General features: G+C 42.5%; 10 protein-coding genes. 9 read left to right on the forward strand and 1 reads right to left on the reverse strand.

Annotated elements, in window-relative coordinates; genetic code table 11:
* The first annotated feature begins 1 nt into the window (after position 1).
* Genes HX109_RS10785 through HX109_RS10820 form a run of 6 tightly spaced genes read left to right on the forward strand, consistent with a single transcriptional unit; the run spans position 2 to position 12,075 of the window.
* Positions 2 to 850, forward strand: coding sequence for a hypothetical protein (locus HX109_RS10785; RefSeq protein WP_178951847.1), 849 nt, complete (start codon positions 2 to 4; stop codon positions 848 to 850).
* Positions 847 to 1,875, forward strand: coding sequence for a DUF4200 domain-containing protein (locus HX109_RS10790; RefSeq protein WP_178951849.1), 1,029 nt, complete (start codon positions 847 to 849; stop codon positions 1,873 to 1,875). Before HX109_RS10785 ends, HX109_RS10790 begins: the two co-directional genes overlap by 4 nt.
* Positions 1,872 to 2,831 (forward strand): hypothetical protein, encoded by a 960-nt coding sequence (locus HX109_RS10795; RefSeq protein ID WP_178951851.1) that lies wholly within the window; start codon positions 1,872 to 1,874, stop codon positions 2,829 to 2,831. Before HX109_RS10790 ends, HX109_RS10795 begins: the two co-directional genes overlap by 4 nt.
* A gap of 9 nt (positions 2,832 to 2,840) precedes the next feature.
* Entirely contained in the window at positions 2,841 to 5,786 is a 2,946-nt protein-coding gene (locus HX109_RS10800; protein ID WP_178951853.1) for an RHS repeat domain-containing protein, read from the forward strand.
* Position 5,787: 1 nt separating this feature from the next.
* The gene (locus HX109_RS16245) at positions 5,788 to 11,553 is read left to right on the forward strand and encodes a DUF6443 domain-containing protein (protein ID WP_220399457.1); all 5,766 of its coding nucleotides are present in this window, start codon (positions 5,788 to 5,790) and stop codon (positions 11,551 to 11,553) included.
* 3 nt (positions 11,554 to 11,556) lie between these two features.
* Complete coding sequence (locus tag HX109_RS10820) at positions 11,557 to 12,075, forward strand: hypothetical protein (protein WP_178951861.1); 519 nt, start codon at positions 11,557 to 11,559, stop codon at positions 12,073 to 12,075.
* 33 nt (positions 12,076 to 12,108) lie between these two features.
* Here the strand turns inward: HX109_RS10820 and HX109_RS10825 are convergent, their stop codons facing one another.
* Positions 12,109 to 12,474 (reverse strand): helix-turn-helix domain-containing protein, encoded by a 366-nt coding sequence (locus HX109_RS10825; protein ID WP_178951863.1) that lies wholly within the window; start codon positions 12,472 to 12,474, stop codon positions 12,109 to 12,111.
* Between the two features lie 142 nt (positions 12,475 to 12,616).
* Between HX109_RS10825 and HX109_RS10830 the strand changes: the two genes are divergently transcribed.
* The 3 genes from HX109_RS10830 to HX109_RS10840 all read left to right on the forward strand — a co-directional run bounded on the left by HX109_RS10830 (position 12,617) and on the right by HX109_RS10840 (position 15,443).
* A complete protein-coding gene (locus tag HX109_RS10830) occupies positions 12,617 to 13,663 on the forward strand; it encodes a hypothetical protein (RefSeq protein WP_178951865.1) in 1,047 nt (348 codons plus the stop codon).
* A 37-nt stretch (positions 13,664 to 13,700) separates the two neighbouring features.
* Positions 13,701 to 14,866 (forward strand): IS3 family transposase gene (locus HX109_RS10835; RefSeq protein WP_178951867.1). Its coding sequence is split into 2 segments (ribosomal slippage): positions 13,701 to 13,938 and positions 13,938 to 14,866, totalling 1,167 coding nucleotides; the frame shifts between segments, so codons are not numbered across the junction.
* Between the two features lie 151 nt (positions 14,867 to 15,017).
* Positions 15,018 to 15,443 (forward strand): hypothetical protein, encoded by a 426-nt coding sequence (locus HX109_RS10840; RefSeq protein ID WP_178951869.1) that lies wholly within the window; start codon positions 15,018 to 15,020, stop codon positions 15,441 to 15,443.
* Positions 15,444 to 15,474 lie beyond the last annotated feature (31 nt).

Raw genomic sequence — 15,474 nt, forward strand, 5'->3', positions numbered from 1 at the left:
GATGAAAAATATAGTTTTAATTATAGTTATAATTTTTTTTGGCAGCATAAGTCAACTATGGTCGCAGAATATCCCTCGATATAGGGAAAATGCTTACGATGGTACTTTTATACATGGAGTAAATAATAATGGTGAACCGGCTCAAGCGGGTGACCCGTCATTTAGAGAAATGCCCTTAGGTATATCAGAAGGTGTTTATACCTGGTGGAACTATAGTACATCGGTAGGTCAACCATCTGGTAGTTATGGAGCCTCAATTGGATTTGGAAAAGGAGGGTTGGGATCTGCAGAAATTTGGGCTGGATGGACAAATGGGAGATTATTTACTAGATTTTTAAGGGATTGCTGTCAAGGATGGTCGGAGTGGAATGAGATCTGGACTGCTGCAACCGATGGCGCAGGTTCTGGTTTGGACGCAGATACGGTAGACGGACTCCAACCTTTGCTTATCCAAAGTACAGGTAACGTTGGGTTAGGGGTTTCTGATCCTGGTAATTGGAAACTCGCTGTAAACGGAAACATTAGGACTAAAGAAATTAAAGTAGAAACTCAAGGCTGGAGCGACTTTGTTTTTAAAGAAAATTATAAACTCCCTACGTTGGAAGAAGTAGAAAAACATATTAAGGAAGAAGGACATTTACAGGATATTCCGTCAGCTGAAGAAGTAGAGGAAGATGGAATCTTTTTAGGTGAAATGGATGCAAAGCTGCTTCAGAAAATTGAAGAGTTGATGTTATATACCATCGATCAACAAAAAATGATTAAAAAGCTTGATGAATTAAACAAATCTCAATCGCAAAAAATACTAGAATTAAAAGAAGAATTATATCAGCTTAAAGAAAGATTATGAGAATTATACTTTTATCCCTGTTGATATTGCCTATAGTTGGACTTTCGCAGTCCAATAAGTTTCCAGATTCTGGAAATGTAGGAATTGGAACGCTGTCACCAACACAAAAGCTGCATGTATATAATGGCCCCTCAGGGGGATTGGGGCACTATTTTGCAGAATTAATTATAGAAGATGATGATCACGGAATGATTACCATCCTAACTCCTAATATCAACAGTGGCTATTACGGCTTCTCGGATCAGGACGATGATTTTGTTGGGGGAATGCAATACAATCATTCTAAGGACGAGATGCTTTTTAGGGTGAATAACAGAAGTGTAGGAGATATGATGATAAATTCCGTTGGGAATGTTGGTATAGGTACGGGAAGCCCGGAGTACAAGCTCCACGTTACCAATGGTATAAAAATAAAAAAAACAACAATTGGTGCAACTTTAGGAAGTGGAGAAAACGGTTGGCTTAGGGATGATTGGTTAACTGGTAATTATGGGCCGCCCAAATGGGACCAAAGTATTCAAAAATGGGTAAGGCCAGGTGGCTCCTACAATGATATTGGAGGAATTGTTTGGCAGGATGAAGGAACTTATTTTGTTCGTGGAGCTAGAGGGGAAAATCTAGAATATTCAAATACTGAATTCTTAAATACATCCTTTTTGTTTGCCGATATTTTCACTGGCAATGTTGGGTTGGGGACAAATACCCCCGGATCTTGGAAACTTGCGGTTAACGGAAACATTAGGGCAAAGGAAATTAAAGTGGAAACTCAAGGCTGGAGCGATTTTGTTTTTGAAAAGGATTATACCCTCCCAACGCTGGAAGAAGTGGAAAAACACATTAAGGAAGAAGGACATTTGCAGGATATTCCATCAGCTGAAGAAGTGAAGATGGATGGTTTCTTTTTAGGTGAAATGGACGCTAAGCTTCTGCAGAAAATTGAAGAGTTGATGTTATATACTATCAAACAACAAAAAGAAATAGAGGCACTGAAGGCAGAGATAACAAAATTAAAAAGTAAACGATGACAAATAAAGGATTTTTGAAGTTTATTATACTATTAATGCCATCAATTTGTTTTTTGCAAACAAATACATTTCCTCCTTCCGGAAATGTAGGGATTGGAACAACAAATCCAAGATCTACCTTGGACGTCAATGGAACATTGACATGGGGATCAGGAGCAACACTATCCACAACTCAAGGGGCATCTATAGAGTTACGAGGGGACGGTTTACCATTTTTAGATTTTTCTAATGATCTTATCTCAGATTATGATGTGCGATTTTTACTTAGGAATAATGACGCACTGGAAATATTGGGTGGAAAAATAGGCATAGGAACGGGGTCGCCACAAGAATTACTTCATGTGGCAGGTAACATTGTAGCGAATAAGGTCAAAATAAATGATCCAGATCAAGTAGTGGACTGGAACACCATTTGGCAAAGTGGATTCTATGAAGGCTTTGAGTCTGCTAATTCTCCTGAGCCTTATGGTTGGTTTTGGGGTATCAACATGAATCACGGCTCAAACTACTCTGAATATCGATATTCAGGTCAAATTGTCGTTAAAAACGATTTTCAAAAACCCGTAATGTACTTTCGGAGCACCAACCGAGATGGTGAAGGGGTTTGGACAAAAGTGTTACATAATACCGGTAACCAAGCTATCAATGGCAAGTTGGAAGCCAAAGAAATCAAAGTGACCAACACGCCCACCGCTGATTTCGTTTTTGAAGAAAAATACCAAATACCTTCACTGGAAACGGTTGAAAATTTTATAAAAGCAAACAAGCACCTTCCCGAAATAGCTTCAGCCGAGGTGATGAAAGAAAATGGATTGAACATTGGCGAATTCCAAATACAATTACTGCAAAAAATCGAGGAGCTTACGCTCTACGCTATCGAACAAGAGAAAAAAATAAAGAAGTATGAAGCTCTCGAGAAAAGAGTGGTTCAATTGGAACAATTAATTAAAAGGTAACAAATAAATATGGACATAATAAATCACTTAAAAAATTTTAAAGTAATAATTACAGTATTACTATTTATATCCAATTGCTATTCTCAAAGTTTTCCACAGGTTATACCGCCATCACCGGAGTCAAAGGAGTTTGTTAAATATGAAAGCTTTGAAGTTTCAAAATATAATGGCCTAGCCTCTATCTCTATCCCCTTATATTCTATTAACTTTGATGGAATAGAACTTCCAATTACATTACAGTATCATGCTTCAGGAATAAAAATAGGACAGACTAATGGAGATGTTGGGGTAGGATGGTTGTTTAGTCCTGGATATAGAATTTCTAGAACTGTAAATGGGTATCCAGATGATGAAACCACAAAGCCAACAGATTACCTGAATAAACTTCATAGTTTTGAATACCCCGGTCCAGAAAAGGATAAATATCTTTCGAGATTTTTGCCAACAAATTATCTTACTCAGCCTTTTAGGGGTGGACAATCTAAACTAGATGGGGAGTACGATATTTTTAATTTTAATCTTATAAATGAAGCAGGCTCTTTTATTATATCTGATAGGATCAATAATTCTATTACAACTTTGAATCAATCAAATATAAAATTTAATTACTTTGGATCTCAGGAAATAACAGGTTTTAATGCTACGGATGAAATAGGAACTAATTACTTCTTCGGAAATTTTTACTCAATGGATTACGAAAATATTTTTGAATTATCAACTTCCTGGGGAAATACTAAAACAGCTTGGGCATTGACTGACATTATATCAAAAAATGGTGATCGACTGCATTTTGATTATGATGTTCATTCAACAGGAGGATGGCAGTACTATAATAGAAACTTCAGTTTTACTGAAGGCATACCTGATAAAATAGAAAGTCATTATCAATTAACAGAAGGTGAAAGTAGGGATTATGTGACATTTTTTCTGAAGGAGATTTTAGGTGATAATGTTTCTATAAAAATTGAAAGGAATAACACAAATCAGATTGAATATCTAAAAATCTATGGTCCAGAAAACGAAATTATAAAAGAGTTTAGATTCTATTATACTCATGGCGCTCATGTTTTTCTAGATTCATTAGTATCTTTTGATAAAGATGGGTTGCCTATAAAAAGGTATAATTTTGAATACTACCATAAGGAAACCCCTAAAACAAACTTAAGCCACGACCAATGGGGGTATTATATGGATAGTGGATTTTTTGGTCAAGCCTACAACCATTTGTTCCACGATAAATTTATGGATGACCTTATTTTTATGAACAATTATTCAGAACAACCCTTAAGTATAATATTGGATCAAGGTGCGCGACGTGATGATTTGACCAGTTCTTCCATACCGTCTCATTATTCTCTAAAAAAAATTATGTACCCTACTGGGGGTAGTTCTGAGTATATTTATGAACATAATAGTTTTAAAGAGGGTGGTGATGTAATTAAAGGTGGTGGCATCCGGATTAAAAAAATTATAAAGAGAGATGGGGGAAATGGTAAATTAGTTAGAGAATTTAAATATGGTCGGGATGAGAATGGTTACGGTTATAAAACTGTTCCAATAAATCATAAACTATTTACAAACGAAGGGGTGAATTTTCTTTATGATTATGATAGACCATTACCCCAAAGACATATTACATATAGTACGATGCTTCAAGGAGATTTAGATATTGGAGGATGGTTGTCTAGCAATGTTGTATACCCCGAAGTAACCGAGTATTATGGCGAACTAAATAGCTCTCAATCAAATTGTGATTGTGCAGGTAAAATTATTTATGAGTATGATTTGAATTACACATATTCAGGAACAAATTTAAAAAACTTAGGAGAATTTTATTCCCCAGATGATGGTTGGGAAGTTCACTATAGTTATTTTCCTTACTCTCCATTTTATATTACTAGATATTTTCCATCTAATAAACCACTTTTAAAAACAAGATTATTTTACAAGTTAAAAGATAGTTCAAATTATAATTTAGTTGAAAAAGATTCATTTAATTATTCAATAGGCTATTCAACTTTTAAGGGGTTGAAAGTAAGGCCTTTTGCCACAACAAATGATTATCGTGAATATGAACTAAGATACTATAAAACTATTTCCTCATTTTTTAGATATGATGAATATTCTATTTTATCAGGCAAGGTTTTGAAGAATCAAGCTATAAACATAAAGTATTATGATGATCATTCAGTATCGGCTATTACAGACTATGGGTATAACAGTTTGAATTTGCTAAATAAAGAAGAACTAACAAACAGCCTAAATGAGAAGGTAGCTTCAAAAACTTATTATCCAAATGATATAAAAAGTACATCTTCATTAGCCGGGGGTAATTTGACATCAACCGAATATGCTGCGATCGATAAATTAAAAGCAGTTAGAGCTAACGGTTCTGATGGTCTTCACCAAACAGCACTTCCCGTCCAAACTGAGACCTATGTGAATGGTGCCCGTATGTCGATTCAACGTACGACCTATAAAGATTGGGGTAACAACTTAGTGCTTCCAGAGAAAGTGTTAATTTCAAAAGGGAACGAGGCTTTGGAGGCTCGGTTAGAGTATATACGATATGATAGTTATGGAAATCCCACAGAGGTAAAACAGATCAATGGAACAACGATCACCTACCTTTGGGGTTATGGAGGCAAATACCCGATAGCGAAGGTCGAGAACGCGACCTATGTGGAGATTGCCGCTGCCCTCGGGGTTTCGGTAGCGGCCTTGGAGGCTTTCAACGAGGGCAACCTATCGCAACTGGACAATTTGCGGGAACTGCTCCCCAAGGCGCAGGTAACCACCTACACCTATGAGCCCTTGGTGGGTATGAGGACCATGACGGACCCCAGGGGCAAGACCACCCATTACGAATACGACGATTTCAATAGGCTGAAAACGACCAAGGACGACAACCTTGACCTTCTTTCCGACTTCAGATACCACTACAAAGACCAATAACATGAAAAAGCTTTACCCTACCCTAATAGTTTCCTTTATTCTTTTGATTTTCAGTTTCCGTGGACAAACCCAGAACTGTTACACGGTACAGCTGAGCACCCATGAGTTGACCCTTGGCTATTCACCCGGTCAATCGTCCTATGTGTACGTGAACTTTCCCGGGGGTGGCTGTTTTTCCCCAACGGTAACGGTGCTTAACAAGCCAAGTTGGTTGACCATCGATGTGTTCGGTACTTCGATACGTGTTGTGAGCCAGTCCTTATCGAGCGGTTACCGTGAGATCTCGATGCCCGTCCAGGTGAACGGGAATACGGTGAGCGGTTTTACGGTAAAGCAGGGGAACAAGCCTCCTCCTCCTCCGTGTTCGATCTCCAGCAGCCCTATCGATATCGCTGTTCCCAGTGTAGGGGAGACGAAGACCTACCCGATCACCTTGGCCAATTGTAACAACAATATTGGTTATTTGAACTTTAGGACCACGGAAGACCAGCCGCTGCCCAGTTGGATAACGGCAACCAAGGCCTCCGGTAACGCCTGGAGGGTGACCACGACACAGAACACGACAAGCAGCACGCGCAGCGTGATCATTTTGGTCACGAGCGTAGTGGACGGTGACAATATCCAGACCAGCGGCCGCTTTGTACAGCCGAGCTGCCGTCCCAACCAGCCCTCGAGCCCATGGGTGGATACGAACAACTGCGGTACCACAGTACTGGAGCGTGGCAACCCGCCCCCCAATACCACCTGGTACTGGCAGTCCATCAACAACGGGACCAGCAAGGGCAGTTCGGCAAAGAACATAACGGTTGGTTCCGGTACAAAATATTACCTGCGTGCGCACAACGACCTTACGGGCTGTTGGAGCGAGTCGCTTTCCTTTGTCGACTATTCGGTGCACAAGGTCCCCTCGCCGCCTATCGTGAGCGACGGTTTCCGTTGCGGTGGTGCGGGCCCCGTAACGCTCGGCGCCACCCCTGGGGCCAATGGCAACAGGGTACGCTGGTACAGCAGTGCCACCGGTGGGTCTCCCCTTTACACGGGGACAGGAAGCTATACCACCCCCAGCATCCCCAGTACCAGGACGTACTATGCGGAGAGCTACAATGAGGGTACGGGGTGCAAGTCGCCATCAAGGGAAGCGGTCAAGGCCACGGTCTATCCGGTGTTGGAAGCTGGGGTGCTGAACGGCAAGGGCCCGCTGTGCTACAACGGGAACCCGGGCACCCTTACGGGCAGCGCCCCGACCGGGGGCAACGGGAGCTACAGTTACCAATGGCAGGAATCTACCAATGGCTCGAATTGGAGCAATATCCCCGGGGCCACGGGGAGCACCTATGCCCCAGGGGACCTGACCTCGACCATGCACTACCGCCAGCGGGTGATCTCCTGCGGGCAGACGGACTATACCGATGGCATAGAGGTAAGGGTCTACGGCAACCTTGACGGTGGAGGAATAGCAGGAGACGTTACGGTGTGTTCGGGCGAGAGCGTAGCGTTGTCCAGTTCCACCCCGGCATCGGGCGGTACCGGGACTTACGTTTACCAATGGCAAGTGTCCACCAGCAGTTCCACCAGTGGCTTCAGCAATGTCCCCGGTGCCACCTCTGTTTCGTACGCTCCCGGCCCAGTTACCAGTACGCGCTGGTACAAGCGCCGGGCGACCTCCTGCGGACAGACGGATTACAGCAATAAGGTAAAGGTAACGGTGACCCCGAAGCCCATCTGGTACCTCGACAAGGACGGTGACGGGTATGCGGCATCCACCACTGAGCAGTGCTCCAGCCCTGGAGCGGGGTACAGTACCACGGTAAAACCTGTTGGGGACTGTAACGACAACGACGGTTCGGTACATGCACTTTCCACCTGGTACGCCGACACCGATGGCGATGGCTATGGGGACAGCGGGGCGACACAATTGGCTTGCAACGAGCCCACGGGGCACGTGAGCAACGACGACGATTACGACGACAGTACGGAACTGATAACCAACATCACCCCGAAGAACTTTTACAGGGACGGCGATGGGGATGGCTTTGGCGACCCCAACGACAGTGTCTACCGCAGTATAAGGCCCACGGGCTATGTAGAGGACAACACCGATGCCTGTCCTGGTATTGCCGGAGACAACAACGGTTGCCCTTACCAGGCGGCCACCTTCAGCAACGAGAACTATGTATATACGCGCAGTTACCAGAGCAAGATGCAGGACAGCAACGGTATCACGTCCAACAGCGACGTTATCGAGAGCATCACCTATTACGATGGCCTCGGCCGTCCGATGCAACAGGTGGGGATCAAGGCCTCGCCCTATATAGAAGGGACCGGGATAAGGGATATAGTCACCCACATCGGTTACGACGGTTTTGGGCGCCAGGACAAGGACTGGCTCCCTTACATGGACACGGGGACGGTGGGCACCTACCGCTCCAACGACCCCGAGGGCGCCACAAAGGCCTACTACCGGACACATTACCCTGGGGATGTCACCTTAAACCAAGAAAACCCCTATTCACAGAAACAGTTCGAGCCCTCACCGCTGAACCGTGTGCTAAAGCAGGCGGCCCCCGGTGCTGCCTGGGAGCTTGGCAGCGGTCACGAGATCGGGTTCGGTTACGACACCAACATGAACGGGGAGGTCCGGCTTTTCGGTGTGGACTTTACCGGTGGAGATACCGAAAGGCCTGTACTGGTAGAGGGCGGCACCATGCACTATGGTGGCGGTGAGCTCTATAAGAGCACCACCTACGACGAGAACCACCCTGGGACTACAACGAAAAACCATACGACAGAAGAATTCACCGACAAGCAGGGGCGTGTGGTGCTCAAGCGCACCTACGGGCCCTCGGACGTGAACATGGACGGTACGGTGGCTGCCAACGAACAGGAGGCCATGCACGATACCTATTACGTGTACGACGACTACGGCAACCTAACCTATGTACTGCCGCCGAAGATGAATGCTACCACGGCAAACATTTCCACGATCAGTTCGAGCTTGGCGTCCCTTGGCTACCAGTACAAATATGACGGCAGGAACCGATTGGTGGAAAAGCAGATCCCGGGCAAGGGGAAGGAATCGATCGTCTACAACAAGCTGGACCAGCCGATCATGACCCAGGATGCCGTGCAGGGGGAGAACAATGAATGGCTGTTCACCCTTTATGATGCCTTCGGGCGTGTGGCCTACACGGGAAGGGACCTGAACAATACCCTTGGCAGGGAGGAACTGCAGTCGTTGGCGGATGCGCACACGGTGCAGTTCGTTACCCAAACGGCCTCGGCCACCACTTATGCGGGCACCCCGGTACATTATACCAAGGATGCGTTCCCGGACAGTTTTGACCAGGTGCTGACGATCAACTATTATGGCAGTTATGTGGATACCGATGGCATCACCTTGCCGGGGGACATTTACGGGGAGCCGACCGAAACGGGGATAGGCCTTAAAGGGCTTCCCACGGTAAGCAAGGTACGGGTACTGGGGGAGGACACCTGGATCACCACGGTCACCGGTTACGACGACAAGGGCAGGGCCATCTACACCGAGGAGAGGAACAATTACCTGGGCACGACGACGATAGTGGAGAGCGAGCTTGACTTTGTGGGGAAGGTGCAGCAGAGAAGGACCATGCACAGGAAGGGCAGCGGGACATGGGTGGTCACCGTGGACAGCTTTGCCTACGACCACATGGGAAGGTTAGAGGACCACTTCCAGTGCATCGGGGAGGGCAGTGGCTTTGACGGCTGCTCAGACAATGCCGATGGGGAGAGCTTTACCCTTAGTGAGGCGCCCGTTGAAAGCTGGGGGAAAACCGCCATCGAACATATCACCCTTACCGACGGGTTCCATTTTGTGGCCACCAGCGGAAGGACATTCCATGGCTCGATCGCACAACAGGGGGAACTGATCGCCCACAACGATTATGACCATCTCGGACAGCTTAAAGAAAAGCTGGTGGGGAATACCAAGAGCGAGCCGCTACAGACGGTAAAATACGAATATAACATCAGGGGCTGGTTAAAAAAGATCAACGACCCATCGAACCTTGGGAACAGCCTGTTCGGGTTCGGGATCAGGTACAATGACCCAATAGGGGGGACGGCCCTTTACAACGGGAACATCAGCCAGACGCAGTGGGGCACCAAAAGCACGAACTCGACGGGCAACCCGGTGAGCAGCCGGTATACCTATAGCTACGATGCCCTGAACAGGATCACCGCGGCAATGGACAATACACCAAATCAAAACTACAGTGTAAGCGGTATAGCCTACGACCAGAACGGGAACATTACCAAACTGCACCGTAAAGGGCACATCAATGAAGCGGCAACGGCCTTCGGAAGCATGGACAACCTTACCTATGCTTACGACAGTGGTAATAGGCTTAGTAGCGTTACCGATGCGGTAAATACCCCCGCTTTGATGAAAGGGGAGTTCAAGGATGGGAACAAGTCAGGTCATGATTACGATTATGATGAAAATGGGAACATGACCGAGGACAGGAACAAAGGCATCACGGGGATAGCCTACAACCATCTGAATTTACCGGACAAAGTGAGCTTTGGTTCGGGCGAAATTACCTATATTTACGATGCCACGGGGATGAAACTGCGAAAGGAGGTCTCTGAGTCAGGTTCTGTGACATCGACAACGGATTATTCCGGCAGCTATATCTATGAGAACAGCGAACTACAGTTCTTCAGCCATACCGAGGGGTATGTGGATGCCGAAGGAACAGGGTACAGATATGTATACCAGTACAAGGACCACTTGGGGAACGTAAGGCTGTCCTACCAGGATGCGGACGGCAATGGGAGTATTGCCACCAATGAGATCGTGGAGGAGAGCAATTATTACCCCTTCGGACTTGAACATAAAGGATACAATAATGTTGTGAATGGCGTTGAAAACAACTATTTCAACTTTAACGGCAAAGAACTTGATGAAAGTCTTGGTTTAAATGTTATAGAAATGGACTTTCGACAATACGACCCAGCTTTGGGAAGATTTAATGTTGTTGATGCTATGGCTGAAGAAAGAAATTGGTTGAGTCCTTATAATTTTGTTCAGAATAATCCAATAATGAGAGTCGACCCTACAGGTTTGTTAGATGACTACGGTTTAGACCAAGATGGAAATATCGAGTTAATTAAAGAAACAGACGATAAAACCGACACTCTTTATTCAGTAACAAGAGGAGAAGATGGAGAGTTGGTAAAAGATGATAATGGAGAAGTTGTTAGAAATGACACTAATGGAGATGGTGAAGTTGCAGATGGTGATTCTGTAACTGTCAACAAAGGTATACTGAATAAGAAAAAGACAAATACAGTAGAAGCCAGTAACGGTAAAGAGTATACTTTTGACCAATTTAACATTACTGGAGATAGTCAGGCACAAAGTTTGTTTGAGTTTGTTGGAGCTAATTCAAATGTAGAATGGTCTTTAACAGGTGTAGGTAGTAAAAATGGTGCTCAAGGCAGCAATATATTAACTACTTCTCATATTGAAAATTCAGAGATAGGCGGCGGTTATTTATTTGCATACGGATATTCAATTAGGTTTAGTAATCATAGTCATCCTTACAGTAATAATGCTTCAAGAGCTGACAGAAATTTTGCAAAAACTGTTAATGCGAAATTCCCTAATGCAAGAACAAGAATATTACACAAGGGAAGCTATACTTTGTATGATGAAAAAGGTTCTATAAAACCAATACAAATTAAGCCTGCACCTATAGCACCGCTTAAACCATTTAAGAATTAAATTATGAATAACACTAAAAACATATTAATAATTTTATTATCACTAAACTGTTTATTAGGTTATAGCCAACATAAGAACAAAGAAGCAAATTTAGTACAGCTAAATATTGAAAATAATGAATTGGATAATACATTAGACTCGATAATTAGTCAAGAAAAAAAATGTAGCTATTATAGTTGTGATTTAATATTTGGAATTACTTTAAATAAAAGTAATCAAGATACTTATTTAGTTGTAGATTCTTTGTTGGATGAGAATATTGCTCTTGGCTTAAATCCTTATGGTTACTTTTATTATAAGAAACATCTGTTTCTTGTAGATGGCGATATAGCAAGTCAGCTTTTGAGTAAGACAGAAAAGATAAAAAAGTTCAAATATTTAGAATACGACCCAACTTATAAGCCAAAAAATGGCGAAAAGAAAAAGATTTTTGTTTTTACGGATGATTCTTTTTCACAATGGGAATTTCTTTATAGTAATCAAAAACTTTTATTAAAGAAAAAAACATCTTCTTGCGATTAAATTAAAACCACCTTCGGGTGGTTTTTTTATGCCCTAAAGTGAAGCTACATTTTTGGAAAAGAAATCCTTGAACTTTTTAGAAGTCAGCATTTTATCAATCATCTTAAAGATAATGGCTCTATCATCTGTATCAAGCTCGGAAATCAAACGTAGTTGTTCCTGTGCCTGTTTATCTTCAATAACAACTTCTTTGGGCAGACTATCATTGAGGTTAATCACTTGGTCAACCGTAATATTATAAAACTCTGCAAGTCGCTGTAACTCTTTTACGGAAATCTCACGATTACCATTCTCAATTTTATTGTAGTTGGAATAACCAATATCAAGAGCGTTGGCAACTTCCTTTTGTCGAAGCTCTTTATCTTCTCTTAATTTTTTAATGTTATCAGCTAAACTCATATAAACCTTTATTAGAAGTCGTAAAAATAGCGAAAAACGATATAAATATAAAATAATAGTGAAATAGTAAATTATTAATGTTCGATAAAAGAAATATAATTGTATTTTTGAAGTATCGAAAATCGAATAAAATAGTTTTACTATGCTCAACACTTGCAATCCAAATAACTACGAATACACTACTAAACATTTAGAAATCCACATTTTAGGAGGATTAAAGACCAATAAATTAGAGAGTTTACGAGTAACGATAAGCATACAGAAACCCAAACAGCATAATATTTTAAGGCACAATATCGACTTGTACAATGATAACCAAGTAGAAAAATTTACCCGAAAGATTGCGGAACGGTTGGAAATAGGAACAAGCGTAGCACGTAGAACATTACAAGAACTTACCAAAGAATTAGAGAACTACCGTTTTTTACTCATAGACCAATACGAGAAACAGCATCAACCTTATTTTAAAGAACTCACAGGAACAGAGGAAAAACAAGCGATTGCCTTTTTAAAGAAACCGAATCTACTAAAACGAACCAACGAACTTATTGGAAAATCTGGAGTAATCGGAGAAGAACACAACAGGCAAACAATGTACTTGATATTTACAAGTCGCAAAACAAACAATCCATTGCATTGCATCAGCTTGGGAAGTTCTGGAGTTGGTAAGACACATTTACAATCTTCAATATCTGCATTAATGCCGGAAGAAGATGTTATAGAAGTTACCAACCTATCAGCAAATGCACTCTACTATTTTGCACAAAAAGAACTCTCACATAAAATCATTGTCATCGAGGATTTAGATGGAGCAGCTTCGGTATTATATGTAATAAGAGAGCTTGCCAGTAAAAAGACGATTAAAAAGCGTGTGGCACACAAGGACAAGAACGGAAACACCAAGACCATAGAGCTTATAGTTGAAGGTCCTGTTTGTATCGCAGGAGCAACTACACAGGAATATATTTACGAGGACAACGCAAACCGTAGCTTCCTTTTATACATCGATGAAAGTCCAGAGCAAGACCAAAAAATAATGGATTACCAACGCTTGATTAGTGCAGGAAAAGTAAATGAAGATGAAGAATATAAAGCAAAGGAATTACTAAAAAATGTACAGCGAATACTCAAACCAATCAAGGTTATCAATCCGTTTGCAGAACATCTGCAACTGGAATGTCTAATTTAGTTGGTACGGATTTATGTGATAAACTTAGATTTGTATTATGAACAGTAACAATTACGACCAAGAATTTAAAGCTACCATTCTAGAGCTGTTGGGTACCGGCAGAACGGTCAAGTCCCTATCGGATGAGTATGGTGTCAGTCAAGCCTCCATTAACAGATGGAAAAGGATGTCAAAAACATCGGGCAGTATAAATACTTCTTTGGGAGGTGAAGAAAACCAGAGGATCAAAGCCTTGGAAAAAGAGCTGAAAGATGTGAAGTTGGAACGCGATATCCTAAAAAAGGCGGTAAGCATCTTTTCCAAGAGCGACAGGTGATATACGGTTTCATTAAAGACCATAGAGGCAGATTCCCTGTTGGAAAGATGTGCAAATGCATGCGGGTGAGCAAGAATGCCTACTACACTTGGCTAAGGACAGGCCAGGGCTGCAGGCCCAATAGTGGCCTGGATGGCTTAAAAGAAAGGATCCGGGAAGTATACCATGGCAGTAACCGGATATATGGCAGTTCAAGAATCCAGAAAGTACTGGAAAGGCAGGGTGTGTTTTATAGCAGGTCCTACATTGCCCTTTTGATGAAAAAAATGGGGCTTAAAAGTATTTTAAGCAGGAAGTTCAGGGTGACCACGACCGATTCGGGGCATTCGTTCCCGATTGCAGAAAACCTACTGGGGAGGGACTTTACCAGCGATAGCCTCGGCGAGAAATGGGTATCGGACATCACATACATCAAAATAGGGAATGGCTGGAATTACCTGACAACAATATTGGATTTGGCGGACAGAAAAGTGCTTTCATGGGTCTTAAGCGAAGATATGACCGTAGAGAACACCGTTTACAAAGCATGGAGCCTGGCCAGAAAAAGAAGGGAAATAACGGACAACCATCTTTTCCATTCGGACCAAGGGAGCCAGTACGCCTGCCACAGAATGGTGTCCCTTTTTTACATGAGCCCTAAAATAACCCAGAGCATGAGCAGGAAGGGAAACTGCTGGGACAATGCCGTGGCGGAAAGCTTCTTTAAGACCATAAAATACGAATGCATCTATAGGCATAGCTTCAAATCGTACCTGCAGGCTTACCAAATTATTGAGAATTACATCCAATGGTACAACAACGTCAGGATACATTCAGCCTTGGACTTTAAAACACCAGCTGAAAAGGAGTTGGAACTAAAAATTAAAAAGATGTATAACGTAGCATAAAAATAGTACCAAATTTATTAGGTAGTCCAAACTGCCAAAATCAGTCTTTAAACCAAGAAGAACAAACTCACATTATCTAAAGTTCATTGAAGCGATTACATTTTACAAGCAATACCAACGAGAGCAGAAAGTAAATGAAGAAACAGGAGAAATGCATATCGAGACTACCATTGAGGATATACAGGAAGCCAATGAATTAATCATTGATGTTTTGCTACGCAAAAGTGATACGATTACAGGAGCGACACGAAACTACCTTGAAAGCTTGAAAGACTATCTAAAAAAGAATAATCAAACCACGTTTACCAATGCTGAAATCCGTAGAAATCTACGAATAAAGGAAACTACTTTAAGACGTTACAACTCACAGTTATTGGCAGAGAATTACATACAAAGGGTTAAGAAATCAAAGACTAAAAGCTACTGTTTTGAAGTTGTGGACGTGGACGAATACAGCAATCTCAAAGCGCAGATAAATGGTGCATTACAGAACTGTATCACACAGATAGAACTCGCCACATCGCCACAAAGTCGCCACCAACAAAATGGCGAGGTTAAAGAAAAGAAAGTCAGTTAGTTAAGCGCAACTCGCCACACAATCCGAAAAA

The organism is Galbibacter sp. BG1, from assembly GCF_013391805.1.
Lineage (GTDB): Bacteria > Bacteroidota > Bacteroidia > Flavobacteriales > Flavobacteriaceae > Galbibacter.